This window comes from Wansuia hejianensis, from assembly GCF_014337215.1.
Taxonomy (GTDB): Bacteria; Bacillota; Clostridia; order Lachnospirales; family Lachnospiraceae; genus Scatomonas; species Scatomonas hejianensis.
On sequence record NZ_CP060635.1, the window covers coordinates 1510776 to 1537356 of the forward strand.

At 48.4% G+C, this 26581-nt stretch carries 24 protein-coding genes; 1 reads left to right on the forward strand and 23 read right to left on the reverse strand.

The annotated features are described in order from the left end of the window. Nucleotides 1-8 precede the first annotated feature (8 nt). The 18 genes from H9Q79_RS06945 to H9Q79_RS07030 form a co-directional block, all read right to left on the reverse strand. Nucleotides 9-1454 carry a 4-hydroxyphenylacetate 3-hydroxylase family protein gene (locus tag H9Q79_RS06945; protein ID WP_330596955.1) on the reverse strand — a complete coding sequence of 482 codons (1446 nt, stop codon included), beginning with the start codon at nucleotides 1452-1454 and terminating at the stop codon, nucleotides 9-11. 35 nt (nucleotides 1455-1489) lie between these two features. Beyond that, nucleotides 1490-2635 (reverse strand): 4-hydroxybutyrate dehydrogenase, encoded by a 1146-nt coding sequence (locus H9Q79_RS06950; protein WP_249329514.1) that lies wholly within the window; start codon nucleotides 2633-2635, stop codon nucleotides 1490-1492. Next, a complete protein-coding gene (locus tag H9Q79_RS06955; protein ID WP_118647480.1) occupies nucleotides 2632-3609 on the reverse strand; it encodes a transketolase family protein in 978 nt (325 codons plus the stop codon). Before H9Q79_RS06955 ends, H9Q79_RS06950 begins: the two co-directional genes overlap by 4 nt. Beyond that, nucleotides 3606-4478, reverse strand: coding sequence for a transketolase (locus H9Q79_RS06960; RefSeq protein WP_249329515.1), 873 nt, complete (start codon nucleotides 4476-4478; stop codon nucleotides 3606-3608). Before H9Q79_RS06960 ends, H9Q79_RS06955 begins: the two co-directional genes overlap by 4 nt. A 251-nt stretch (nucleotides 4479-4729) precedes the next feature. Next, complete coding sequence (locus H9Q79_RS06965; protein ID WP_118647482.1) at nucleotides 4730-5443, reverse strand: MBL fold metallo-hydrolase; 714 nt, start codon at nucleotides 5441-5443, stop codon at nucleotides 4730-4732. A 16-nt stretch (nucleotides 5444-5459) separates the two neighbouring features. Further along, complete coding sequence (locus tag H9Q79_RS06970) at nucleotides 5460-6449, reverse strand: lipoate--protein ligase (RefSeq protein WP_118647484.1); 990 nt, start codon at nucleotides 6447-6449, stop codon at nucleotides 5460-5462. Between the two features lie 18 nt (nucleotides 6450-6467). Beyond that, nucleotides 6468-7493, reverse strand: coding sequence for a zinc-dependent alcohol dehydrogenase (locus H9Q79_RS06975; protein ID WP_118647486.1), 1026 nt, complete (start codon nucleotides 7491-7493; stop codon nucleotides 6468-6470). A gap of 56 nt (nucleotides 7494-7549) precedes the next feature. After that, nucleotides 7550-8194 (reverse strand): RpiB/LacA/LacB family sugar-phosphate isomerase, encoded by a 645-nt coding sequence (locus tag H9Q79_RS06980; protein ID WP_249329516.1) that lies wholly within the window; start codon nucleotides 8192-8194, stop codon nucleotides 7550-7552. A 17-nt stretch (nucleotides 8195-8211) separates the two neighbouring features. Continuing rightward, complete coding sequence (gene lpdA, locus H9Q79_RS06985) at nucleotides 8212-9597, reverse strand: dihydrolipoyl dehydrogenase (RefSeq protein WP_249329517.1); 1386 nt, start codon at nucleotides 9595-9597, stop codon at nucleotides 8212-8214. Between the two features lie 27 nt (nucleotides 9598-9624). Continuing rightward, nucleotides 9625-10959 (reverse strand): dihydrolipoamide acetyltransferase family protein, encoded by a 1335-nt coding sequence (locus H9Q79_RS06990; RefSeq protein ID WP_118647490.1) that lies wholly within the window; start codon nucleotides 10957-10959, stop codon nucleotides 9625-9627. A gap of 18 nt (nucleotides 10960-10977) precedes the next feature. Next, nucleotides 10978-11958, reverse strand: a complete 981-nt coding sequence (locus H9Q79_RS06995; protein ID WP_118647492.1) for an alpha-ketoacid dehydrogenase subunit beta — start codon at nucleotides 11956-11958, stop codon at nucleotides 10978-10980. A 13-nt stretch (nucleotides 11959-11971) separates the two neighbouring features. Beyond that, nucleotides 11972-12925, reverse strand: coding sequence for a thiamine pyrophosphate-dependent dehydrogenase E1 component subunit alpha (locus H9Q79_RS07000; protein ID WP_118647494.1), 954 nt, complete (start codon nucleotides 12923-12925; stop codon nucleotides 11972-11974). A 224-nt stretch (nucleotides 12926-13149) separates the two neighbouring features. Then, complete coding sequence (locus H9Q79_RS07005; protein WP_118647496.1) at nucleotides 13150-13854, reverse strand: ABC transporter ATP-binding protein; 705 nt, start codon at nucleotides 13852-13854, stop codon at nucleotides 13150-13152. After that, entirely contained in the window at nucleotides 13841-14614 is a 774-nt protein-coding gene (locus tag H9Q79_RS07010; protein ID WP_118647498.1) for an ABC transporter ATP-binding protein, read from the reverse strand. Before H9Q79_RS07010 ends, H9Q79_RS07005 begins: the two co-directional genes overlap by 14 nt. Before the next feature lie 10 nt (nucleotides 14615-14624). Continuing rightward, complete coding sequence (locus tag H9Q79_RS07015) at nucleotides 14625-15662, reverse strand: branched-chain amino acid ABC transporter permease (RefSeq protein WP_249329518.1); 1038 nt, start codon at nucleotides 15660-15662, stop codon at nucleotides 14625-14627. Between the two features lie 11 nt (nucleotides 15663-15673). After that, the gene (locus tag H9Q79_RS07020) at nucleotides 15674-16549 is read right to left on the reverse strand and encodes a branched-chain amino acid ABC transporter permease (protein WP_249329519.1); all 876 of its coding nucleotides are present in this window, start codon (nucleotides 16547-16549) and stop codon (nucleotides 15674-15676) included. Between the two features lie 106 nt (nucleotides 16550-16655). After that, nucleotides 16656-18026 (reverse strand): ABC transporter substrate-binding protein, encoded by a 1371-nt coding sequence (locus tag H9Q79_RS07025; RefSeq protein WP_249329520.1) that lies wholly within the window; start codon nucleotides 18024-18026, stop codon nucleotides 16656-16658. A 72-nt stretch (nucleotides 18027-18098) separates the two neighbouring features. After that, entirely contained in the window at nucleotides 18099-19295 is a 1197-nt protein-coding gene (locus H9Q79_RS07030; RefSeq protein ID WP_118647506.1) for an SDR family NAD(P)-dependent oxidoreductase, read from the reverse strand. A 488-nt stretch (nucleotides 19296-19783) separates the two neighbouring features. Between H9Q79_RS07030 and H9Q79_RS07035 the strand changes: the two genes are divergently transcribed. Further along, a complete protein-coding gene (locus H9Q79_RS07035; protein WP_249329521.1) occupies nucleotides 19784-20482 on the forward strand; it encodes a GntR family transcriptional regulator in 699 nt (232 codons plus the stop codon). A gap of 67 nt (nucleotides 20483-20549) precedes the next feature. On the opposite strand, the gene H9Q79_RS07040 is transcribed toward H9Q79_RS07035, so the two are convergent. The 5 genes from H9Q79_RS07040 to H9Q79_RS07060 all read right to left on the reverse strand — a co-directional run bounded on the left by H9Q79_RS07040 (nucleotide 20550) and on the right by H9Q79_RS07060 (nucleotide 26452). Further along, nucleotides 20550-21806: a DUF362 domain-containing protein gene (locus tag H9Q79_RS07040; protein ID WP_249329522.1), complete on the reverse strand. Its 1257-nt coding sequence runs from the start codon at nucleotides 21804-21806 to the stop codon at nucleotides 20550-20552. 247 nt (nucleotides 21807-22053) lie between these two features. Continuing rightward, entirely contained in the window at nucleotides 22054-23241 is a 1188-nt protein-coding gene (locus H9Q79_RS07045) for a uroporphyrinogen decarboxylase family protein (protein WP_118647510.1), read from the reverse strand. An 82-nt stretch (nucleotides 23242-23323) separates the two neighbouring features. Next, a complete protein-coding gene (locus H9Q79_RS07050) occupies nucleotides 23324-24256 on the reverse strand; it encodes an AraC family transcriptional regulator (RefSeq protein WP_118647512.1) in 933 nt (310 codons plus the stop codon). 53 nt (nucleotides 24257-24309) lie between these two features. Further along, nucleotides 24310-25482: an NAD(P)-dependent malic enzyme gene (locus H9Q79_RS07055; protein ID WP_118647514.1), complete on the reverse strand. Its 1173-nt coding sequence runs from the start codon at nucleotides 25480-25482 to the stop codon at nucleotides 24310-24312. A 25-nt stretch (nucleotides 25483-25507) separates the two neighbouring features. After that, complete coding sequence (locus H9Q79_RS07060; protein WP_249329523.1) at nucleotides 25508-26452, reverse strand: L-lactate dehydrogenase; 945 nt, start codon at nucleotides 26450-26452, stop codon at nucleotides 25508-25510. Between the last annotated feature and the right edge of the window lie 129 nt (nucleotides 26453-26581).

A 26581-nucleotide genomic window follows, 5' to 3' on the forward strand; every position in this document is an offset into this window, starting at 1 on the left:
CCTCCCGGTCACTCGCTGATTTTCGCGATCTTTTTCGCCAACTCTTTTTTCCTGGGCAGGTTGCCCTGACGGGCAATCATAATCCGCTGAGCCTGTGGGCTGCCGGCTCCATGGAGGGATTCTGTGCGGTAGCCGACTGCCGCCGTGCCCAGACACAGGTTCTCGATCAGCCGCAGCACCCGGATGCGGTTCTCCGTAGAGACTCCCTGAACCCCTCTCAGATATTTCTCCACATAAGGCCCTACGACAGGGTCCCGGAAATCCGCTTCAGAGGGCGCCGTCACCATAATGCCGCCGGCGATGTCCTCCGCCAGGCGGGCAATTTCATAGGGAAACCGGGTGACGTTCTGTTTGCACACATTGGCCAGCAAAAGATCGATGATATAGTTGCCGGAAGCAGTGGGCGATCCTTCCGCCGAGCAGGCGATCCCGCAGCAGTAAAGCGTCTCGTTCAGGTGAGTCATCTCAATCAGCTTATCTTTGATATGGGAAGCCTTCGCACAGCCATTGTAATCCGCCGCCAGCGCCGCCGCGCCGATCAGCACATCGCCCACACCCACCTTGCAGCCGCCGTAGCTTTGTCTGTGGTAACCGGCAAAACGCTCGACCAGCATGCCTGCAAACTCCACTTCCCCGTTCAGGAAGATCCTCTCATTGGGCACAAATACGTCGTTGAAGACCACCAGCGCTTCCACGCCGCCGTATTCGCTGTTGCCCACGTCCAGTTCCGACTCTTCCAGCTTCCTGGTATCACAGGACTGACGGCCAATGATCATCAGGATACCCTCCGCATCCGTAGGCACCGCAAAGGATACCGCATAGGCTTTGTCCTCCGGCCCCATGGAGATCGTGGGCATCACGATCATTTCCTGAGAATTGACCGCGCCGGTCTGATGGGCCTTGGCCCCCCGCACCACAATTCCGTCCGGACGGGTTTCCACCACATGCAGATACATGTCCGGATCCTCCTGGTCATGGGGCGCCAGCCCCCGGTCCCCCTTGGGGTCCGTCATGGCGCCGTCTACTGTAAAATCATGTTCCTGGCAGTATTTCGCATACTCCACAAAATTTTTGTGGTAGGAGGTACCGTATTTCCCGTCGATCTCATAAGTCGTGCTAAACACGGCGTTAAAAGCATCCATGCCGACACACCGCTGGAAGCAGGCCGCAGTCTGCTGCCCGAGAAGCCGCTGCATTTTCACCTTGTTTATCAGATCCGTTGTATTCTGATGGATATGTAAAAACCGGTTGATCTTCTTGCCAGTCAGAGAAGAGGTGGCCGTCATCAGACTCTCATACTGCGGATCCTGCGCCAGGTCATAGGTCGCCTTCACCGAATTCAGGGAGGGCCGCAGGACCGGGTGGTCCACCGGATTGTCAACCTTTTCCCCGAATAAATACACCTGAAGCTTTCTCTCCCGCATACTTTCGACGTACTGTTCCCCTGTCATCATTCTAATCTCTACCTTCTTTCTTTTTCTCTTTTCCTTCAGCCATTCAGCCGTTCCTGGTACAGCTCCTGTATCTCTTCCAGGCTTAATTCCACATAGTTGTTTTTTAAAAGCCGCTGCTGGTTGGCAACTGTGCTCGCGGCAAACTCCGGTATGTCCTCCTGCACCGCCCCGTACTCTTTCATCGCCTTGGGCTTCAGAATGGCAGCCAGCAGGCGCTCCAGCGCCGCGATCCCATCCGCCACGTCTTCAGCCTCCACATCTGTCCTGCTATCCTGTTTCAGTGCGCGCAGCAGCAGGGCGTTCAGCCTCTCCAGTTTACCCTTTGGCTTTTTTTCCTGATATTTACGAAGTACACTGGTCAGGAACTGATAGTTGCTCTCTCCGTGGGGCACGTGATATTTGGCGCCCAGCGCATAGCTCATGGCATGCACGGCCGCACAGCCTGCGTTGCCAAAGGCGATCCCTGCGTAATTGCTCGCCCGCAGGTAGGCTTCGCTCTCCGCAAACCGGGCGTCCTGTCCCTCCCTGGCAATCCGGCAGTAGCCCGACAAAATGATCTCTATTGCTGCCGCCCCGTACATGTCCGTATAGGAGGTGCTGTTAGGGCTCAGGTAAGCTTCTATCCCATGGATCAGCGCATCGATGGAGCTGGTGGCAAACACATAGTAGGGAAGTGTCCGCAGAAATTCCGGAATCAAAACCGCATGATCCGCAAACATGGCGGGAGAGGTAAGGCCCATCTTCGTCCCCTTCCGCGTGCGGTTGACGATGGAAATATTCGTCATCTCACTGCCCGTCCCACAGGTCGTGGGAATCAGATAGAGCTCCCTGCCCTTCTCAAGCTCTGACCGTTCATAGAGCGCATCCACATTTTCCGCATCTTTCAGCGTCAAAATCTTGCCGATATCAAGGATTGTTCCTCCTCCTATTGCAAATACCCTCAGACATTTTTCTCTGTTCATTTCCGCCAGGATGGAGTCCACCATCCTGTCAGTCGGCTCACCGGCGCCGTATTTTTCCTGGAAGATGTAGCGGCAGGACAGATTTTCTGCTTTCATCAGGGGGTCATAAATATATTCATTCGTCAGGATTAAGTCCCCCTCGCCAATCTTCGCCGCCGCCGCAAACGCGGCGAAGGTCTCATAGCTGTCAATTTGCGGTACTACTAATAATTCTTTCATGATCTCCCTGCCTTTCTGGCTATCGCCTTCTCTGCCGCCGCCACAATATCTTCGCTGAGCAGATGATACTCCTTCATCAGGAAATCCCGGCTGCCCACCTGGCCAAAGCGGTTCTGAATCCCTACCATTTCCATCGGTACCGGTCGTTTCTTCACCACCACATTGGCGACTGCCGAGCCCAGTCCGCAGCCCGCCTGATGGTTTTCTGCCGTAACAATACAGCCTGTCTCCTCTGCCGCCCTCACGATCAGCTCTTCATCCAGCGGCTTCCAGGTATGCATGTCGATCACCCTCGCGGAAATCCCTTTTTTCTTCAATTCTTCTTCTGCTTTTAACGATTCGTCCAGCAGGATTCCAGAGGCAATAATTGTAACGTCCTTTCCCTCTCTCAGCGTCACACCCTTTCCGATCTCAAATTGAGCCCCGTCGGCATAGATCGTCTGGAACTCCTTCCGGATCAAGCGCAGATAGGAAACATTCGGGATTCCGGCCAGCGCCTTCGTCATAAAGCGGGTCTGGACATAATCACAGGAATCGACGACCACCGCATTGGGAATCGTCATATATAGAGCCGCATCCTCAAAAGGCATGTGCGTGGCCCCGTTAAAGGCCGCCGTCACGCCCGGATCGGAACCGATGATGTGCACCGGAACCCCAGAATAGCCGGCCGCCAAGAAGGCCTGGTCAAACGCGCGGCGCGACGCAAAGCAGCCGAAGGAATGGACGAACACCTTCATGCCCGCCGCCGCCATGCCGCCCGCAACGGCCACCGCGTTCTGTTCCGCAATGCCTGCATTCAGCGTCCTGTCCGGGTATATCGCCTGGAGCTTCTTCGCATTGATACACCCCATCAGGTCACAGTCAATATGTACGATCCTGTCATCCTGTTCCATCAGCTCCAGCATGGCGTCCACGTAACCGTCTCGGTTGCCCCTTTTATCTGTCTCATGGTTTGCAATCAGCATCTGTTTCATGATTCTCCGCCTCCTTTGCCCTGCGCCCGGATTTTTTCGTATCTGGCCTCCGCTTCTGTAAGCGCTTCCTTCCATTCCTCCCGCGTAGGCTGGGAGGAATGGGCTCCCGTCGGCTCTGCAAAAGACGCACCTTTGCCCTTTACCGTGTGCAAGATGATACACGTGGGCGCGCCGTGGCATTCCCGGGCCTGCTCCAGCGCGTCATAGACCGCTTCTACATCGTTGCCTTCTTCTACCTCCAGCGTCTTCCAGCCAAACGCGCTGAATTTGGCGCCAATGCCCTGGCCCTGGCTCATTACCTCCTCTACGGGTCCGTCTAACTGCCGTTTATTATCGTCTACCAAACAGACCAGGTTCGACAATCCGTAATGGACGGCAAACTGAGCTGCCTCCCAGACGGCGCCCTCGTCGCATTCTCCATCGCCGACCGCCACATAGACGCGGCTGTCCCGGCCCTGGATTTTCAGGCCCAACGCCGCTCCGACCGCCTCGCCGATCCCCTGTCCCAAAGATCCCGCAGTCAGATCCACTCCGGCCGTCAGGTTTCTGTCTGTATGCGAGGGAAAATGAGTGCCCGCCTGATTCAGCCGGTAAGCGTCGCTGACCGGATAATAGCCCTTCAGGCCCAGCGCAGCATACATCACCGGCCCCGCGTGACCCTTGGACAGCACAAACCAGTCCCTCCCTTCCCAGCGTGGGTTCGCCGGGTCCACCTTCATCTCCGCCCCGTAGAGCACGGCCATCGCCTCTACCATGGACATAGAGCCTCCTACATGGCCAAATCCCAGGGAACCTATGATTCTTAAGGTCTCCAGACGGATCTGTTCCGCAAACACACGGAGCTCCTGCATTTTTTCCTGTTTCGTCATAACAGCCCTCCTTATACTTTGTAGAACAGCGAAGCTGTTCCCCGGCCCCGTCAGGGGCATGAGTTGCAGTATACTCTGGAGTATACTTTGTGGAACAGCATGAGCTGTTCCCCCGCCCATTAGGGCATGCATTACGGGGTGCCCTGTGGGTATATCATCTTCCTCAGTCCGTCCCTTGCTGTCTACAAAGCCGCCCCGCCCTGCGTTCTTCCGCATCCTCGGGCCGCTTTGTCCCCAGCCGGGCGCCCTGCTCAATTTAAAATCCAGCTCATATGCGCAATCGCCTCAACGGCCGTCATATCCTCCGGATAATGGGCCAGCGCATAATTCTTTATACGTTTGGCCTCAAAAAGATCATCGTCTTTAAACGAGTCATGATATAACAAAATGCGTTCAGGATTAAGACTGCGAAGAAAACTTCTCCCTGACTCCGATAATAACTGGTATGGATTTACAAAAGACAGTTTGATTCCTCCTCCGCATATACTCTTCACCACTGCCGCACAGCTTTCATTTAAATCAGCGTCGCCTGCAATAAAATAATAGACGCCGTCTGAGTGAACCAGAATCGAAACATGCGGAACATTTTTAAACTGTTCTCCATCATGCTGCGTCCGGATCAGATAAAACTGTAAACTTCCTATTTTAAGAACCTCTGTGCCGGCTTCGGAGGCCGTGTTCCCGCCAAGGATGAGTTTTTCGGGTGTGTACACAGGAACAGAGCTGCAGGCTATAATTTGCTTCACATAACTTTCGTCATAGTGGTCTGGGTGGCAATGAGTAAATAGTAACCCTTTCAGCTTTTCAAACAGGCCCCTGCGGTTCAGACACTGATTTATGATTTCCTCCGGGCAGTCGGAAAACCCCACGCGATAGCCCTTATGAATTCCGTCGATCAGCACCCCCGTATCCCCGCAGAGAACATACAGCCCTGAATTCACCGTATGAAAAATATTGGCTTCCATCTTTTACCGCGCCGTCCTAATAAACCGTTTCCGAAAACAAACAATCCAGAAATTCACCGGCTGTTATATCTCCCAGATATTGCGGCAGGTTGACCGCTTCCAGAATCTTCCCTACAGCAGACGCCTTGAATTCTGACTGCTCCAGCCTTTCTTCCAGCTCCCTGATATCTGATAATCCCAGAAAATCTCCGCTGATTCTGCACCCTGACAATTTCTGGTCCGTTACCTTGTACAGTACAGACAGCAGGCCTCCCCTGTATCTCTTTTCCGTCTTTATGGAAAAAGCCGGCTCGGCCCCCACATTCCATTCCCATGACTCATACTTCTCAGCCTGAATCTGCGAAACCCTTTTTCTGTCATCTGCCGTAAGTATATACGTTCCGCATGTTCCGACTGCTTCCAGCAGTTGTTTCCCAAATTCACGAATATCCTTCTCCCATCCCATCTCTGTCTTTATATTCGTCACTCTGCTTTTCACAGAAGAAACTGCGTGAGACTGCAGCTTGACCTGATCGACATGGAGTACGCTCTGCAAGATGTCCATGTTTGAATCATAAAGCAGTGTTCCATGGTGCAGCAGCCGGCCTTTGTAAAAGGATTGTGCGGTTCCGGATATCTTCTTTCCATTCAGCAGGATATCGTTCCGGCCGCTGATTTCCGCTTTGATTCCAATCCGCCGCAGCGCTCCGGCCATAAAGGAGGAGGCCTCCTCCTTCCGGAACAGCCTGACATCCGGGCAGTCTGTAATCAGGGAATAATTCAGGTTCCCAAGATCATGATAAACGGTTCCGCCGCCCGTCGAACGCCGCACGGCTTTCACACCGTACCTGCGCGCCTCCTCCAGGTTGATTTCCCGGGCCATATTCTGGTATCTTCCAACGATAATGGAATTTTCATTTTGCCAGAGCATAAAGATCGCCGGAAACTGACGTAATTCCCTCTGGCAATATTCTTCGAGGGCCAGATTCCAGGCCGGATCCTTTGAATTTGAAGAAATAAAGATCATAAAACACCTTTCCTTCCGTCACGGCACCAGAAAAACCTTATAGCCTTCCTTGCGCTCCACCATCGCAAACGCCTCCTTATAATTTTCAAGGGGCATTCTCGTACTGATTAACGCTTCCAGGTTTAAGGCGTTCATCGCATAGATTTTCTGCAGCTTTTCCCAGGAAGAGGCGCCGGTCGCAAAACCGCTCCGATACCGTATTTCTTTTTTCCACATTTTATCCAGATCCACCATAACTGGTTTGCCGAACACCCCGACCTGTGTAACCTGCCCTTCCTTCCGGACAAGCTCAAACGCCTGATTCAGCGCCGGCGCCGCTCCGGAACATTCCAGCACAACATCCACGCCGTATTCCGTCCGCTGCCTGACCATTTCAGCCAGCCTGGCGGCGTCTGAGGCTGTCGCATCCGCGCCCAGCCGCTTTGCCAGTTCCAGCCTCGCCTCGTCCACCTTCGTCCCGCTCACTATCACATAAGCTCCACAGAGCTTTGCCAGCTGCGCGCAGATCTGTCCGATGGCCCCAGGCCCGGTCACCAGCACAGTATCCCCCGGTTTGATGTCCGTATGGTCGATCACCGCGCGCACACAACAGGCAACAGGCTCGCTGAGAGCCGGTATATCCGACCCTTTCATGGCGTCCGGCACCTTGAATACATGATCGCCGGGTGCCGTCACATATTCCGCCATCCCTCCGTTCAGGTTGATTCCAATCGAGGCTTTTTCAAGACACATCTGGTAATCGCCCTGCCTGCAGTAATGACAGCTTCCACAGCCGTTAATATTGTTCACGATCACCTGATCGCCCGTTTCCAGTCCCTTGACCGCCCCGCCGCATGCTTCAATCACGCCTGTAAATTCATGGCCGAGCACAATCGGCGGCGTGTGAGCGTACTCATCCGCTATGATGTGAAGATCCGTTCCGCAGATTCCACATGCCATCACTTTAATCAACACTTCGTTCTCTTTGGGAACCGGTTTCGGGAGATCGGCTAACACTACGCCCTCCATTCCCAGACCGTGTCCCTGTTTTACTAATGCTTTCATACTGTCACCTCACTGTACTGCAGAGTATACCCACAGGGCACCCCGCAATGGATTAGTTAAGCTTCCAAAGCCTGCTCTACCGCCTTCAGAATTTCCGGGCATTTGCATTCTGCCTTGAATAATTCGTATCGCTTGCCGGCGAAGGCGTTTACAACCATCTCGTGGACATCTGGGTCTGCGCTGGCGAGAATTGTTTTAAGATCGTTCGCCGCAACCGCTTTAAGCTTTTTCAGCAGCGCGGCGTTTCTCTGCTCGGAAGCCGCAGCGCTATCCGGGTATCCGCCGCCCGGCTCTTTCACAAACAATTTTTCAAACACATACTCCAGATTGACCTCGGCGCCCCAGCCCCAGCCCTTTGCATAGGGAAGAGCCATACAGTTTCCACCGTTCACCTGCGTGAAAAGATAAGAATCGGCAGGATCGATCACAAGCCCGCAATATACGCCCGGCATAGAATTCGCCGCAATCATGGCGCCCTCGCCCGTTCCACAGCCGGTCACAACAAAATCTGCCGCCCCTGAGTGAAGCAGGGCAGAGATAAATACGGCGTTCTGGTTATACGTCTGCCTGTTATCTTCCATATTATACTGTCCGTAATTGACAACGGTATGTCCATTGGCCTCCGCCACCTTCTTCAGCGTCTCAAATACCGTCTCATTTTTCGTACATGTGCTCCATTCCATAACTAATGCAATCTTCATATCTCTTCCTCCTATTGTTATACATTGTTAATTGCCCTGCCCAGCCATGCCGCCATAAAGGCTTCTCCAACCGCCTCGTTCACCGTCGGATGCGGATGGATGGAACCAATGACTTCTTCAGCAGTAAGCTCAGCGGCCATAGCTGCCGATACTTCTCCGATCATCTCTGTCACATGGCTTCCAAACAAATGAACGCCCAATATCTCTCCCGTCGTTTCATCCAGAATCACTTTCGCCATGCCCTCTGTACTTCCTTCAATCATAGATTTTCCATTTGCGGCCAGCGGAAATCTGCCCACTTTAATTTTTCCGGCCCTCTCTTTTGCTTTTTCCTCCGTCAGCCCGATGGAAGCAATCTCCGGCGTGATATAAATGCAAGACGGAATCTTATCATAATCCACCTCCGCATACCCGCCGCAGAGATTGGTCAGGGCGGTCATTCCTTCGTGAGACGCGGTATGAGCCAGCATCACCTTTCCATTGACGTCGCCGATCGCATAAATATTGGGGATATTTGTCTGCAGACGCTCATTTGTCTGTATGGCCTTCCGGTCAAACACAAGGCCGATTCGCTCCGCGTTGAGCCCTTCCGTATTCGGCACGCGTCCCACTGCCATCAGCACCAGATCTGCGGCCGTCTCCTCTTCCTTTCCACCCAGCTCAAAGTGCACGTGGTTATCCCTGATCGATTTCACCTTCGCTCCAAGCCGGAAGGTAACGCCTCCTTTTTCCAGGCTTTTTCTTGCCATCGCGGAGATTTCCGGGTCTACCATAGGAAGAATCTGGTCCATAAGCTCCAGAACCGTCACCTTCACCCCTAATTTGCTGAATAAATAAGCAAATTCCACTCCGATGACGCCTCCGCCGATGACTGCCATTCGTTCCGGAAGGCTGTCCAGCTCAAGAGCTTCATCGCTTGTGATCACACGGCTTTCTCCTTCTATTGCTATAAACGGCGGCATAAATACTTTTGAGCCTGTGGCGACTATCATGTTTTCCGCGGTGATTGTCCTATCTCCCAGATCAAGTGTATGCGCATCCACAAAAGCCGCTCTTCCTTTTTCAACCGCCACATGGTTTCCTCTCAGAAGCGCCTGGACGCCTCCTGTAAGAGTTTTTACGATCCCGTTTTTCCGCTGCTGGAGCTTTTTCATATCCACCGACACAGCCGCCGGATCAACACCGTCAACCGCAAACTCAGAAGCAGCCCGGATCTCAGATACAAGATTTGCTGTGCGGATCAGCACCTTCGTCGGTATACATCCCACGTTCAGGCAGGTGCCCCCAAAACTTTTTTCCTCGACGATACAGGTTTTTTTACCGAGCTGAGCTGCCTTAATTGCCGTCTCGTACCCGCCGGGTCCTGCGCCGATAACCGCAACCTCATAATCATAGCTTGCCATTCTTGTTCCCTCCGTAATCATGATCCGTTATAACAGTATTTTTATTGGATTTTCCAGCAGTTCCTTGTAATATTCCACAAACCGGGAGGCCAGCAGCCCGTCGATAATCCTGTGGTCTACCGAAAGCTGAATATTCATCATGGGGCGGATCGCGATCGTATCCTCTCCTTCCGCATCCGTGACAACTACCGGCGTTTTCCTTACGGAGCTGACCGACAGGATTGCAGCCTCCGGAGGATTAATGATCGCGGTGAAGTTGCCGATTCCAAACATCCCCAGATTGGACAGGGAGAAGGTTCCTCCGCTGTATTCTTCCGGCTTCAGCCGGCCGCTCTGGCCCCGCTCCACAAGATCCCTTGTTTCTTCTGCAATCCTGCTCAGTGTCTTATCCTGTGCGTTTTTCACAACAGGCACCACGAGGCCATTCTCTCCGGCAACCGCCATTCCAATATTTGTACTCTTATAATAAATGATGGTATCTCCCTCCAGGGCCGCGTTCATCTCAGGAAATTTTATCAGGGCCTGGGACGCCGCCTTGATCATGAGATCAGACGCAGCTATCTTCCTGTCGCTTTTTTCATTCAACAGCTTGCGGAATGCAAAGAATTCTGTCATATCTACGCTGTCCGTAAAGTAGAGATGCGGAGCCGTAAACTTGCTCTCTGACAGCCGGTCGCCTATAATCTTTCTTACGCCGCCATAGGGTACCGTCTTCTCCACCTGCCTGTCCACGCTGCCGCTCTGTCCGCCGCCCTTCTGCGTGTCCGCCTGGGCGAGCACATCTTTTTTCATGATTTTATGGTTCGCGCCGCTCCCCGCCACGCCGGAAAGCTCAACCCCTTTGGCTTTCGCCAGTTTTTTCGCAAGTGGGCTGGCCTTGATATCCTTCTCCGTAATCCCGTTCTCAAGCCCTGTTCCTTCGATTCCTGACAGGGAAGCGATGTCTATTTCATTTTCTTCAATATACTTTTTTGCCCGGGGCGTCAGCTTTAACTCCGCAGGCTCCTGGGCTGCAGGGGAGAGCTCTTCCTGTTCCACTTCCTCGTCATCGAAGCTCACCTCCACCTGCGCGTCCGCCGCCGCCGCTGTGACATGGGACGCCAGCGCTGCGTCCGCGTCCTCGGAAGCATCCCCGATCACCGCAACCGGAGTCAGCACCGGCACGGTCTCGCCCGCCTCTAATACAATTTTTAACAGCGTACCTGAACAGCTTGCTTCCACGGTAACCACCGATTTGTCTGTATGCGCGTCAAACAGGGGCTCTCCCTTTTTCACCGTATCGCCCTCATGCTTCAGCCATTCCGCGATGGAACCTGTGTCCTGGGTATATCCCAGCTTTGGCATGACTATAACTTTGGCCATTTTATCATTCCTCCTTTATTACAACAGCTTTTTCACAGCCTCGAGAATTGTGTTTTCATTCGGTACAATCAGCTTTTCCAGAGCAGGGCTGAAGGGAATCGGAACGTCCGGCGCGCACAGGCGGCTGATGGGCGCGTCCAGGTCATAAAATACGTCCTTCATCACGGAAGCCGTGATTTCCGCCGCAATGCCAAAGCTCTCGCAGCCTTCATCGACGATGAGTAACCGTCCCGTCTTTTTCACCGATCTGATAATCGTTTCTTTATCGAGCGGTACGATGGAGCGAAGGTCTATGACTTCTACTCCGATTCCCTTTTTTTCCAGGTGTTTGGCGACCGCCACGCATTGTCCCACCTGAAAACCCATGGCTGCCACCGTGACGTCGCCGCCCTCATGTACGACCGCCGCGCGGTCAAGGGGGAGCAGCAGGTTTTCATCCGCGTCGTCCGGAAGATCAAACTGCATGCTGTAATGCTTTCTGTGCTCTATGACAATGACAGGATTATTATCCCTGATTGCGCTTTTTAACAGACCTTTGGCGGTATAAGCGTCGGAAGCGATCACGATCTTCGCTCCCGGAAAATGGGCGACCGCCGCCGTGAGATTCTGCGAATGCTGCGCGGCGGCCGCTCTCCCGGCCCCAATGGTGGTACGGATAACCATGGGAAGGTTCTTCTGGCCGCCGGACATATAGCAGACTTTGTTCATCTGATTCACAATCTGGTCCATTGCTACCAGCATGAAATCCTCAAACATAATCTCCGCTATGGGTCTCATGCCCGTCAAAGCCATACCGATACACATCCCGGTAAAACCTGCCTCACTGATCGGAGAATCCTTCATGCGTAGATCGCCGTATTTGTCCCGGAGCCCTTTGGAACATCTCCAGGTGCCGTCACCGACTCCAATATCCTCTCCGATCATCATAACCATATCGTCTCTGGCCATTTCTTCGTCCAGAGCCTCAAGTATTGCGTCGCGATAATATATTTTTCTCATCGATCTTCCCTCCTCAATCCACAAAAATATCAGTCATCAGCTCAGAGGCGTCAGGATAGGGACTCTCTGCTGCGAACCTGCATGCTTCTTCGAGTTCCAGATCTGTTCTGGTTTCTATCTCTTTTTGCTCTTCCTCTGTCAGATATCCCCTCTCCAGAAATACCTTCAGCGGATCCTTCTTCTTCCACTCTTCCAGTTCTCCGGCCGGACGGTAAGCGCAGTTATCGCTTCCGTTATGGCCGTGGTGCCTGTAGGTCTTGCACTCGACAATCGACGGCCCTTTCCCCTCGCGGGCATCCTGCACCGCTTTTGACACGGTTTCATAGACCGCCTCTACATCGTTCCCGTCGATGGTATATCCCGGAATCCCGTAGCCGGCGGCCCGCTTCGCCAAATCATGCTCTTTCGTCACGCGCCTGCTGTCTACAGTAATTCCATACAGATTATTTTCAATAATATATACAATCGGCAGATCCCACGCGGCGGCCATATTGATGCATTCATGAAAGGTGCCTTCATTCGCCGCTCCGTCTCCAAAGAAGCACAGGGTCACCTGGTCCGTTCCTCTGTATTTCGAGCTGTAGGCCGCTCCTGTCGCCGTTGGGATACCGCCGCCCACGATGCCGTTCGCGCCGAGAATCCCAATGTCCATGGCCATGATGTGCATAGAACCGCCCTTGCCCTTGGAATAGCCGGTAGCTTTTCCCAGGATCTCCGCCATCATCTTCTTCATATCTGCTCCGCGCGCCACCAGATGGCCGTGCCCGCGATGGGTGGAACCGATGTAATCCTGCGGCTGAATCGCTGCGCACGCGCCGGCCGCGACCGCCTCTTCACCGATATACAGATGCGCCAGTCCGGCCATTTGCCCATTTTTATAAAATTCAAAGACCTCCTCTTCAAATCTTCGGATCTTATACATATTGGTGTAAAACTCAACTGCAAGCTCTTTGGATATCTGATCCATTCTTATCCTTCCTTTCTTTTTTGTAATATATAATTATATTTTAATTTTAAAATTATATATTTTTAGGCAAAAAAAATATAATAATACGCTTAAATAATCTTCTTAAAGATTATGAATACCTATGGCTTTGACTTTTAATTCCTTATAGTTTCAAAGCCTTAATAGGCATTCTTATTTATGCTTTAATTACTACACCATAACATTTGTTGAACTAATACGGATGTTTATAATCCGAGATAAGCTTTTTTTAAATCAGGATTGTTGATAAGCTCTTCACAATTACCCTGCATTACATTCTTACCTAACTCAATTACATATGCCTGCGTTGCGATTTCCAGAGATAGCATAACGTTCTGCTCTACCAGCAATATTGTAGTTCCCATCTCATTGATCTTTTTCAAGGCACTGAAAATCTGATCCACTACAACAGGCGCAAGTCCAAGAGATGGCTCATCTAGCATTAACAGTTCGGGCTGTTGCATTAATCCTCTGGCAATTGCACACATCTGTTGTTCTCCTCCGGAAAGCGAACCAGCCAATTGATGTTTTCTTTCTGCTAACTTTGGAAATAGTTCATAACACATTTCCAAAGTTCTATTTCTTTGCTTTCTCGCCTGTTTCAGATAAGAACCAATGAAAAGATTTTCCTGAATACTCATATATGGAAACAGCTTACGCCCTTCGGGAACCTGAACGATTCCAAGGGATACTCTATTGTACATGGGCATATTTTTTATGGATCTGCCTTTCCAGACTATATCTCCACTCATAAGTTTAGAATTACCTGAAATAGTGTTAATTGTTGTTGTTTTCCCAGCTCCATTACTCCCCAGCAGGGCTACAATTTCTCCTTCCTTAATTTCAAGAGAAACGCCTGAAAGAGCTTCAAAATTACCGTAATTTACATATATATTATCAACTTTCAGCATTTACGTTCTCCTCTTTATTTGGAATAGTTTCTGATGCTATTTTTCTTGAACCCAGATATGATTCTATAACCACCGGGTCATTAGATACATGCTCCGGCGTACCTTCGGAAATTAATTTTCCCTGATTAAGTACATATATTCTGTCAGAAAGGGACATTACTGCTTTCATTACATGTTCAATCAGGATAATTGTCACTCCAGTATCACGAATCTTTCTGATAATATTTACAAACTCAGCACTGTCTGTAGGGTTAAGTCCGGCCATTACCTCATCTAATAATAGAAGCTTCGGTTCTGTTGCCAAGGCCCGTGCTACTTCCATTCGTTTTAATTCTGGAAGACTTAAATTACTGCCCTTTACATCCCTGCGCTCTTCCATGTCCAACAGCTTCAAAATCTCTATTGATTTCTTTCTTGCTGCTGAAACATCCGGATATTTTAATAATGCTCCGACTATGGTATTTTCAAGAACTGTTAAAGTTGTAAAAGGCTGTACTATCTGATAAGTTCTTCCGACACCCAGACGGCATATTAAATGTGCTGGTTTATGTTCAATTTCTATATTATTAAAGATAATTTTACCTGTTGTCGGTCGAAATGAACCTGAAATCATATTAAATACTGTCGTTTTGCCTGCTCCATTAGCCCCTATCAGACCAATTATTTCGCCCTGATTAACATACATATTAACAGAATCTACCGCTGTAAGTCCTCCAAATTTCCTTGTAAGATTTTCTATTTTTAATAAACATTCACTCATATCTATACCCTCACTCTCGAATTTTTTCTTCAAAACCGGAAGATATTGAGTCTGATTTGTTTTTATTCCGATTTGACATTTTTTCCTTAAAAAATGGAACCAAACCATTTGGCATAAAAAATACTACCACCATAAAAATCAAACCATAAATTAAACCTGAAAGGCCAGTAAACTCTGTTCCTAATGCAACCCTAGTAATCTCATTGATAGGGACTAATACTGCCGCTCCAATAACGGGCCCCCAAATAGTTCCAACTCCTCCTATTACAGCAAATATAAGAATTTGTGTAGACATGTTTGGTCCCAGAACAGTTGCCGGATCGATAAATTGGATAACAAACGCATAAACTGCTCCGCCAATGGCTGTAAAAAATGCGCTCAAAAACATTGCACGTAGTTTATAGGATGTTACATTAATTCCCAAAGATGCTGCTGCTTTCTGATTTGTCTTGATGGCCGATAGATAATATCCCATCTTTGAATGCTTCACTTTATATGACACTCCGATTACTATTACCAATAATACAAGGGCGACATATACGTAGCCGGTTTTATCCATAAACTGTAAATTAATAAAATTATTACCCAGCCATTTAATCTGCATGCCTTGCGCACCATTTGTTTTTATTACTCCAAACAGATAATTATCGCTTGTAATAAGTAACCTAACAATATGCAAAAATGCCAGAGTTGATAACGTAAAATATGTACCTGAAAGTTTAAAGCATGGATAGCTGATCAGAATAGCTAATAAACCAGCGATTAATCCTCCTATCAGCATTCCAATCCACGGCGTTAAACTAAACTGGTTATACAGAATACTTGTAACATATGCTCCAATTGCAATATATACGCCATGACCTAAGGAAACCTGACCCGCAAAACCCCCAATAAAATTCCAACTCATAGCCCAATAAGCATATAAGACGATTAAGATAACGGCCTGAAGAATGTATCCACTTGAGATCAACACAGGAGCAAATACTAATATTATTATTGCAATAATTGCCAAGATCGTTTTTTTAGGATTTTTTTTCAATATTTCCATCAACATTCTCCTTAATCTTCAGCTTCTTTACCCAAGAGACCTCTTGGACGGAACAGCAAAATAAGAATAAACACTACAAATAAAGCGATCTGCGCATAAGTATCAGAGAAATAAAATCCTCCTACTTTTTCTATTAGCCCAACTATCAAACCACCTAACAGAGCTCCAGGTACACTTCCTTTCCCGCCTAATACTACAATTACAAATGACTTAAATCCAAAAACGCCTGCCAAAGTAGGATACGTAGAAAAAAATGGGACAGTCAGGGACGCGCTTACTCCAACAAGCCCGCAGGATAATCCGAAAGCAATGCTGTAAATCCATTTTTCATTAATTCCCATTAATCTTGCAGCTACCCGGTTCTGAGAGGTTGCCCGCAAAGCACGTCCAGTTTCACTTTTCATAAGAAAAACATACAAAACTCCTGTAGCTATAAGTGCGATAACAAAAGAAATAAAACGTGGCAATGAGAAAATAATTTCACCAATATTAAATGTTTTACCCGTATAAATTGTATTTGTAACCCGAATATTAGCTGAGAAAATAAGAAGTGCCAGATTTGTCAGCACTACGCCCAAACCAATAAAAAGCATCATAACACTCATAGGTTCCCGAGCCGAATCACGCTCAATAAGTCTATTAACCAGGCTTTTCTGAAGGCCAAATCCTATCAAGAACATTACAGGTCCCGTTATTATCAAACTCAGGTAAGGGTCTATTCCTAATCCAGTCACTACGCCATTCGCAATATACATAGCTATCATTAAAACTTCTCCATGAGCCCAGTTACAAACACGCATTACCCCAAAGGACAGACTAAGTCCAACTGCTACCGCAGAATATACACCGCCTAGCATTAGACCATCTATTATTGATTGTACTAACATATAATCATTTCCTTTCAATTTGAAAATGCTAAACATTTAGGTCAAGATTTATAAATTATAGGAGTTCATTCTAATTTCCTTTATTAAAACGAACTCCTATATTCATTTATCTTTCAGCCCATGCCGGTGCCGGGAATTCGCATTCTGGTTCTCCCACCATTGATACTGGTCCTATTACTTTATATTCGCCATCAATGATCTGCGTCATAACGTTGCTGCATTTTGTATTCTGATGGGTCTGACCATCGCTTCTTTCATCTGCAAAATATACACCATCATACTGCATCAATGAAAGCTCAGGATCATCAGAATCAAGATCCGTTGCCAAAAATGCCTCTACAATCTTATCTGCATCCGTTGATGCCGCACGTTCTAAAACATTAGCCAGGATTCCTGAATTAAAGTATCCAAAAGCACTGTACTCATCAAGTTCTTCACCATAAAGTGAACTGTATTTTTCGTTAATTGCCGCACCTTCTTCACCTTTATAATCAAGAACGCCAAGGCTCCACCCTGCCTCTGCAATTACATAATTGGATAATTCACCAACATTAGCAATGTAATCTGAAGATGTAAATCCACCGCCACATGCGACAATAGTAGCATCACATTGATATTCTGACATCTGCTGAGTAAATAATACCGCATCATTCAAATAGCACATGGGAAATACAATTTCAGCGCCCGAGGATTTTACTTTATTAATAATCGAACTAAAATCCGAATTATTCGATGTAAATGCTTCTTCTACCACCAATTCCCCGCCATTCTGTTCAACATATCTTTTTACCATATCATAGCAGCTCATACCCCAATCAGTATTTTCATAAACAACTGCGTATTTCTGAGGCATATATCCATATACATCATTATAACTGTTGAAGAAATCAAAGATAGTAGAGCCTGCATCATCAATACATACATTTGCCCGGAACACATAATTGTAATTATTCTTCATAATCTCATCTGCACAAGATGATGTGAGCAGATAGGGAACTCCATATTTTTCAGCGATTGGCGCTGTAGCTGCACCTGCCGCACTCTGATATGGCCCAATGAGGATATCCACATCTTCCTGCTGGATTAAACGTTCAATCTCAGTAACAGCCACCTCAGAAGAGCTGGTTGTATCTGCAACTACAAGGTTTACCTTAGCTCCTCCCATGGATTTAATTCCACCATTTTCATTATAATCTTCAAAAAACATTTCAATAGCGTTTTTTGTTTTGACGCCCATTGCCGATGTGTCACCAGTAAGTGGAAGAAGGACACCAATGGTAACCGAATCCATATCCGCTTCTCCTGTATTTCCTTTACTCGACGAGGAAGTTTTCTCACTACCCGATGATTCACTACTTACATTTCCTGTTGTTGCACTTGATGTAGCAGAACTACTGCCGCTGTCACCACAACCTGCAATTACCCCCGCCAACATAACTGATGACGCTACCATTGCCAACACTTTTTTGACTTTCATACACATTCTCCTTTAATTAATTTTTTTATTATACTCATTCTAAGCATAATCAATCTTGTTTCTTCATTATTGCTAATGAATCATTTCAAGCCCGCCGGCTACAGGTACTGCCTGACCCGTTTCATACTGCTGTTCTATACAGTACATCATTGCCCTGGCCACATCTAACGGCTGACATCCCCTCTCAAATATTTCCTGTGAAAAGTACCATTTCCGTACATCATCCGGGTTCCTGGCACCTTCTACCTTGTCTGCCTTAAAATATTTCACAAACAAGCCATTTTCCGGATCACCCCACATCGGTCCGTCATAATAATTCCCAGGGCATACTGCATTTACTTTTATCCGGTATTTCACCAGTTCACGCGAAATGCTCTGAACCAGTCCGATACCGCCGAATTTACTTCCGCAATAAGCGGAATTGTTCAGCCAACCCTTTAATCCAGCTTTGGAATTAGTCTGGATTATGTCAGCATAATATTCTTCATTAAAGCTGTGCTGAATCTTCATAGGACGCGACGCATATTTGGTCACAATAAAAAAGCCCGTATAGTTGATGTCCGTCACTCTTCTGAATACTTCCAACGAAAGCTGCTCCAAGCTGCCTGCTTCGCTGATACCGGCATTGCTGCACATAACGTCTATGCCGCCGTATTCCCGTATCATCAAATTAACCATTTTTCTTACAGATTCTTCTTTTGATACATCACATGCCACTGCCAAAGCATTTCTGCAGCCTGTACTATTATTTATTTCCAGTGCAACCGCTTCCGCTTTCGCAATATTTATATCTGCTATGACTATTTGCGCCCCATTGTCAGCTAAGATTCGCGCTATCTCCATTCCAAATCCCTGTGCCCCTCCTGTGACAGCCACAATACGGCCCTCCAGCCTTTTATCCACTACAGGGCATACTGTGCTGGGATGGATATACTGTATATGGCCAGTAATGCAATGGGCTTTTTTATCTGCCTCCTCTTTTGATTCGGCCCAGACAAAAATACCCATTTTTTCTATTTTCAACAAATCCACATGATCAATTAGCCCCCTGGCTCTGCTGAGCGTTTCATATATCTCTAAAATACTCTCGGCCCGGTCGATGTATAAACCTTTCAATGAAGTCTGATCCTCAATTTCTTCAATTGTGGCTTCGCTTTCACCTGCAAATACTACGATGGGAAATTTGCACGCAGATATACATCCTCTGATGGCAGGGGCAACATTCTCAGGAATAAATTCTTTTACAAACTCTTCTTTCATTATTTTCATATTCTCTAACCTCACCCGCACATTATATAATCTTATATGTATTTTATAATTATATTTTTATATTATCATCACCATACTTTACCGTCAATCTATTTTTGCTTCGATGCAAAGTTTCTATATTTCAACTAATTTTTTCCTTTATTTTTTGTTAACATTAACAAGATCTCCGATGATCATTCAAACAATCCATCCTGTATCTTTATAATAATTAAAAATTAAAAGGATTGACACAAGGAATATTTTCCATATATAATTATTAAAAGCATTTTTATTTAAAATTCACTTGAATATAATAATAAACTATTAAACTGAAGGCAAAACAATGTTGAACAAAGTACGCGGAAGATTCCAGAGAAGCCCAACAAAGACGGAATCCTCCACTATTTGGATGGCATGGGGATTTTACAGAAAAAGTCATAAAAAAATCGCCCGGGACAACCATCTTCACAATGTTTTTGTCCTGTGCGAAGTTAAAGAATGGATCAATTATGTCAAAAGTAAAAAATGTAGCAATCAAATCAACTATCTACAAGTATATTCGCAGTCTGATTCTGACCGGCCAGCTTAAGCAGGGAGACCGGATTCCGGAAGCTGCCATAGCCGCCGCTTTAAACGTGAGTAAAACACCGGTCAGAGAGGCGATCCGCCAGCTTTCATGGGAAGGGCTTATCGTAACTGAGACGAATAAATCTCCCAGTGTCCGCATACTCGATGAAGCGACGATCAGCGACCTCGCTACCGTCAGATGGCAGCACGAAAAACTAAATATACCGCTGGTCACATACAATGGGAGTAATAAAGATTTTGATAGTTTGGAAGAACTCGCCCGGCAATGTTTATACTATAATTCTCAAAACGACTTAAATCTGCGCAATAAATATGACGCAAAGTTTCATCTCAAATTGTATGAAATAGGGAAAAATACGATACTTTATAACTTACAGCAGCGTCTTGAATTATTAGTCCAGCTATGGCAGGCTTCCCGGATCACCGACAGCCAAACGCTGCTCTCCGGGCTGCAGCAGCACCTTACGCTTGTGGATATTTTAAGAAAACGAGACTCTGAAAATGCTTTAAGATTATTGTACGATCATTTTACATGCTCGTACGGCGTGACAATTCATATATCAAATGATAACTTTTTACCCAAAGACAGCGAGCACTCCCGGCCGTCTAATTTATTTTAGTTATACATCCGGCGTCATTAGTTCCCATGAGACATGCGTTTGTTATGTCTCATGGGTTTTCCGTTGCTCACTTCACTTTAATCGCCTTATGCGGGCACATTTCCTGACAGCAGAAACAGCGGATACATTTTCTGTAGTCATAGACCGGCGGCTGATTTCTGCCGTTTGCAAAAGAAATTGCCTTCCCTTCCACCGGACAGCTTTCCACACAGACACCGCATTTTTTGCACTGTTCGGGCAGTATCCGGGGTTTTCTCTGAAAGATCCTGAAAAAGCTCACCGCTCCCATCCAGCCTTTGATCTTCTCTTTCTTTCTGTTCACCCGGAAATCCGGGTTTCCATATCGTTCTGCAGCTTCCTGCAGGCTGACTGTCCCCTCCGGCGTGACAAGCTCTATCTTTTCCTCCCGCCAAACGCCCAGTCCCATCTGCTCACCGCATACATTCGTTGGCACCAGATCAGGGGCCAGATGGACCAGACGGCAAAACACGCTGTCCAGCGCTACCGGATCTGTCGAGAACAGCAGAACATTCATCGGTACCGGGTCGCCCGACGTGGGGCCGTTGCCTTCCATCGCCACGATTCCGTCCATCACATACAGCCTGGGCTTCACCTTCAGGTTCAGATCCGCCAGCATCCTGGCAAAACTTTCGGGGCTGGGATATGCGGTATGTCCCTTAGCCTTGTTCAGGCCCTGGATGCAGCCATACTGGTTTTTCACCGCGCCTGTAATATGCTCCAGCGCATGGGTTTTCATCTTGCTGACACTGATGATAGCGTCCGCTTCACATACATCCCTGGCCATCATAAATTCCTTCGCGTGAACTCCCTTTGGATAACTGACACGCACAGATTCCTTAAATTCCGCCAAGGAAACTCCATATTTTTCAAAGGCTGCCGCCATTCCCGACTCCTGCATGATCTTCAGCGGAGAACCGAAGCCACAGGAATCCCCGGCATGTACGTCCTCATAGCCTTCCTCCCTCAGCAGGCGGGCCAGCGCCGCGGCTACCGCCGGATGCGTGATCACTGCCCGGTCTGCCGGCGCGCTGCGCACCAGATTCAGCTTCAGCAGCACTCTTTCCTTGGTATCTATCACAGACCGAAGGCCTCCCAGAAGCCTCAGCCCCTCTTTCATCCCTTCGTACACCTGCCCCTCTTCATAGGACGGACAGGGTATCAAAATCACTCTGCTTTTCATGCGCACTTCCTTTCTACCTTCCTTATCATAAGCAAAATCGGCAAATTCGTCAAGCGCGTCTCCGGATATTCTTCCGCTTTTCCGGCATGAAAAAGAGCCTGCAAACAGCAGACTCTTTCTCATGTCATAGGAAAGTTCATCCTATGAAATAAAACCCTCCGAGGGATGCACAACACGATGTGGGCTTGTTCACTAAGCTCATTTCATTCGTTAAGTGAGCCAATGCCTCCGCGCTAAGGAAATATGGCCGCTGAGGCGGCCGCGCTCCGGTGCGGGAGTCCGGCAAGCCGGACTCTTTGTACAAGGATGGCGAGGGTGCTCTGAAATTCAGACCACCCTCAATGTATGAAAATTACTTGCAGGCTATTGTTTACAGATCAGCGCCGCACTGAGCCATGACATCTTTCAGACGCTCAATATAATATCTGTAATTTTCCAGGGACGCCGACGGCGGGACCTGGTGGTCCGCTCCGACGATATAACCGCCCTGACGCACGACCGGAAGGATCCGGTTAAATTCTTCGTCAATAGCTTCTTTTCCATCGGCGATGCGAAGCTTATTATAGCCTCCGATAAATTTCAAAGTGGGGAAGTTTTCTCTCACTTTTACGATATCCATGCCGGCATTCACATCCATCGGCAGGAATCCGTCTACGCCCGCGTCCATGAAGTTGGGTATCATCATCATGAAATCTCCGTCGGTATCCACAAACACATTACCGACGCCTCTCGCCTTGAGCATCGGGATCAGCTTCCTGTAGTAGGAGCCCACAAACTCGTCGAACATAGCCCCTGAAATCATCGGGCCGTTCTTTCCGCTCAGGTCTTCCATGATATATACGATATCCGGCTGAATGAGTTCGATCACCTTCATCAGCTTTGTCGTGTACACACCCAGCATGTAATCGCAGATATCGTGAAGCAACTCCGGATCTTCATAGAAGGAATACAGATGCTCTTCATCTCCCAGAAGCTCTCTGGGCACCCAGAAGAATCCTTCAATATTCAGGCGGATCGGGAAATCCCCGCGGTCATGCCGTTCCTTCAGCGGCAGATAGGCCGCTTCGATGGCCGCATCTGTAAAGTGTTTTTCAAGCTCAATATCACCGTGCTCCTTCATCCGCTTCCAGTCATCTTCTGTCGAGATGATCGGCTTATAGGGAATTTCGATCCCGTTAGGAAGCTTCCTGATATTCTGCCTGCCGAAAACGTCCTGCTTGATAATATGCTCGTCTGTCTCTTCGATGATTTTTTCTTCAAAACGGCGGAACGGAAGCACAAAATGCGCTCTCCTGACCGGGTCAAAACCCAGATACTGTTCATATTCCATGACGCCTTCGCCCCAGCTCACCGGCAGATACTTTTCCGGATTATCATTCTCATGCTTTCCTACGATATCATTGGTGATATCCTTCGCACCGTCGGCAATCTCTGCCGGAATGCCTTCCTGTTTATATCTCTGCGTGGTTAAAACCCAGGGATAAAACGTCTCCTCAATCGATCCTCTGTCCGGCTTCTGAAAATCCAGGGTCATCCGTTCTCTTTCTCTGTTTGTCATAAAAACACCTCCGCACAATTGTTCTTACGTTTCTATACGTCTATTATAGCAAATGTGCGGCGGAATTCTTTGGGCAGAACGGCTATTTTATAGGGGTATCCTGTACTTTTTGATCCTCTTCGTTCTCTGTAATTGTCATGTGGGTCTTTTTATACTGTTTGGGAGAGGTGCCTTTCTGTTTACGGAACAGGCCATAGAAATATTTCATATCCTGATACCCAACGTCATAGGCGATCTCCGTCACTGACCGGGAAGTGCTTTTCAGCAGCTCACAGGCCTTCTGAATGCGTATCGACTGAAGCATTGCCACCAGCGTGGTCCCTGTCACATCTTTAAAGATCCGGCTGAAATAGCTGGGGCTCAGATAATATTTGGATGCCAGATCTCCCACCTGGATCTCCCCGGCATAGTGCTCCTCCATATACTCAATGGTATTCTGCACCATCAGCCGGTTCAGAGCCGAAGGCCCCTGGCTGTCAGGCGAAAGCTTTCCCTGCTGCCGGAACACGCGGATCATCAGCTTGACCAGATCGGAACGGATCAGATGGATGTAGCCGATTTCCCGTTTCTCATATTCCTCAAACATTTCCTCAAATATCTGTTCGATTTCCTGGGACGGCGTCCCTGTTAGCTTCAGATAACCGTTCCGGCTGTCAAAGTTCCCGGCGCTCTGAATCAGATACCGGTAGATGAGCTGGACAAATTCATCATCCCTCCCCAAAGAACCCTCGATAAAATCCGGCTGAAAAATACAGTTATACACCAGAAGCTCCGTCTCTCTGTCTGCCTGGAACTCATGGACCGTGTTCTTTCCCAATATGAACAGATCTCCCTTGGCGATCCGGAATTCCTGGTCATTTACAGTATGAGAACCGCTTCCCGAAGCAATGTAGGCGATCTCTATGAAATCATGAAAATGCTTCGGGCGGTGATCCTCAACTACGGCCTTCTGTATGGTAATATCATACTTATCCCGCAGGTAATCTCCCGCATAGAGCTTTTCTAATCGTTTCATCGCTATTCCCCCGGTTCAGCGGTTCTCTTCCTGTGCTCTGTTAAATCAGACTGTTAAATTCTCGCGACTCCTGTCTTTTTCGCAGCCTCTGCCACTGCCTTCGCAACGGCCGGCGCCACCCGTTTGTCAAAAGGATTCGGTATAATATAATCGGGATTCAGGTCTTGTTCATCGATCAGACCCGCGATCGCATAGGCTGCCGCAACCTTCATCTCATCGTTGATATCCCTGGCTCTCACATCCAGCGTTCCGCGGAAGATTCCCGGGAAAGCCAGCACGTTGTTAATCTGGTTCGGGAAGTCGCTTCTTCCGGTTCCGATCACGGCCGCCCCTGCTTCCTTCGCCAGTTCCGGCATGATTTCCGGCACCGGATTCGCCATCGGGAAAAGAATCGGGTTCGGAGCCATGGTCTTTACCATCTCCGGAGTGACTGTTCCAGGCGCGGACACACCGATAAACACATCTGCTCCCACCAGCATATCAGCCAGGCTGCCTTTTTTCTTCTGGAGGTTGGAAATTTTCGCCATCTCCTGTTTCTCCGCATTCAGCCCTTCTCTTCCTTCATAAATTGCCCCGCTGCGGTCGCACATGATCACTTCCTTCAGCCCCAGGCTCACCAGCAGCTTGATGATCGCGATGCCTGCCGCGCCGGCGCCGGAGGTCACCACTTTAATATCAGACAGCTTCCTTCCCGTCAGCTTCAATGCGTTCAGCATGGCTGCCGTGGTTACGACTGCCGTTCCATGCTGATCATCATGGAAGATCGGGATGTCACAGCGCTCTTTCAGCTTTCTCTCTATTTCAAAGCATCTGGGGGCTGAAATATCCTCCAGATTGACGCCGCCGAAGCTGCCTGCCAGCATCGCAACAGTCTCCACAATGTCATCTACTTCTTTGCTTCTCACACAGAGAGGGAACGCATCCACTCCGCCGAATACCTTGAACAGGACACATTTCCCTTCCATGACCGGCATCCCGGCTTCCGGTCCGATATCTCCCAGGCCCAGTACGGCTGTTCCGTCAGTGACGACAGCCACCATATTGCCGCGGCGTGTATATTTATAAGAGAGATCCACATCCTCCGAAATCTTCAGACAGGGCTCTGCAACTCCCGGAGTGTAGGCAATGGATAAATCCTCCGGTGTCTCCAGCCTTGCGCGGCTGATCACCTCGATTTTCCCCTGCCATTTCTCATGTTCTTCCAATGCTTTCTGCTTTACGTCCATCTTTATTCTCCTTTTATTTGATGATTTATACAATTACATTTTCCTGGAACTCTTTCAGTGTCTTCACAGACAGCTCCATGGCCTCTTTTTCTTCCTCAGTCATCGGAAGTTCCAGAGTCTTCTCCACACCGTCCCAGCTGACAATACAGGGCATGGAAATCGCGACTCCCGCCCAGCTGCCGAATTCTTCACCCAGAACGTGTGCCACAGGAAGAATGGCGCTTTCATCCTTCATGATTCTCTCCACGATGTTAGACACCGCCATGGCTATTCCATAGAAGGTGGCCCCCTTCATCTGGATAACCTCTGCCCCGCCTTCCTTGGTACGTTTGGATATGGCCGCCTTGTCCAGGTTAACACCTACCTGGGCAGCATATTCATCGATTGGCACGCCGCCAATATTAGCAGCGCTCCAGACAGGCACCTGGCTGTCGCCATGCTCTCCCAGTATATATGCATTCACGTCTTCTATGTTAACCTTCAGAGCCTCACTGATAAAGTAGCGGAAGCGCGCCGTATCCAGCGAAGTCCCGCTCCCGATCACCCGGCCTGCCGGCAGTCCGGATTCCTCGGTCACCGCTGCCGTCGTAACGTCCGCCGGATTGGAAACCACCAAAATCAGGGGGTTTTTCGCGTGTTCCATGATACTTCTGGTAATGCTTCTCACAATTGAAACATTTGTCTTCGCCAGATCCAGCCGCGTCTGACCCGGTTTTCTCGCGATTCCGGCCGTGATGACAATCAGCTGCGCGTCCGCACATTCTTCATATCCGCCTTTGCGCACCCAGACCTGCTTAAAAAAGCTGGTGCCCTGGGCGATATCCAGCGCAGCTCCCTTTGCCCTGTCTTCGTTGAGGTCCACCAGCACAATATCATTCGCCTGTTTTCTCACCATCAGCGTGTACGCAATGGCCTCGCCTACGTTCCCAGCACCTACGACAACAATTTTGTTCTTGTGTGATTCTGTCATGTGTCTGCCCATTCCTTTCGTTCTACTCTATACACTCTTTACACGAAAATGTCTATACTTTTCCCATTGTCAAGAAAATAACAAACATTTTTTTAATCATACACTAATATGCATATTTTTTCAATATAA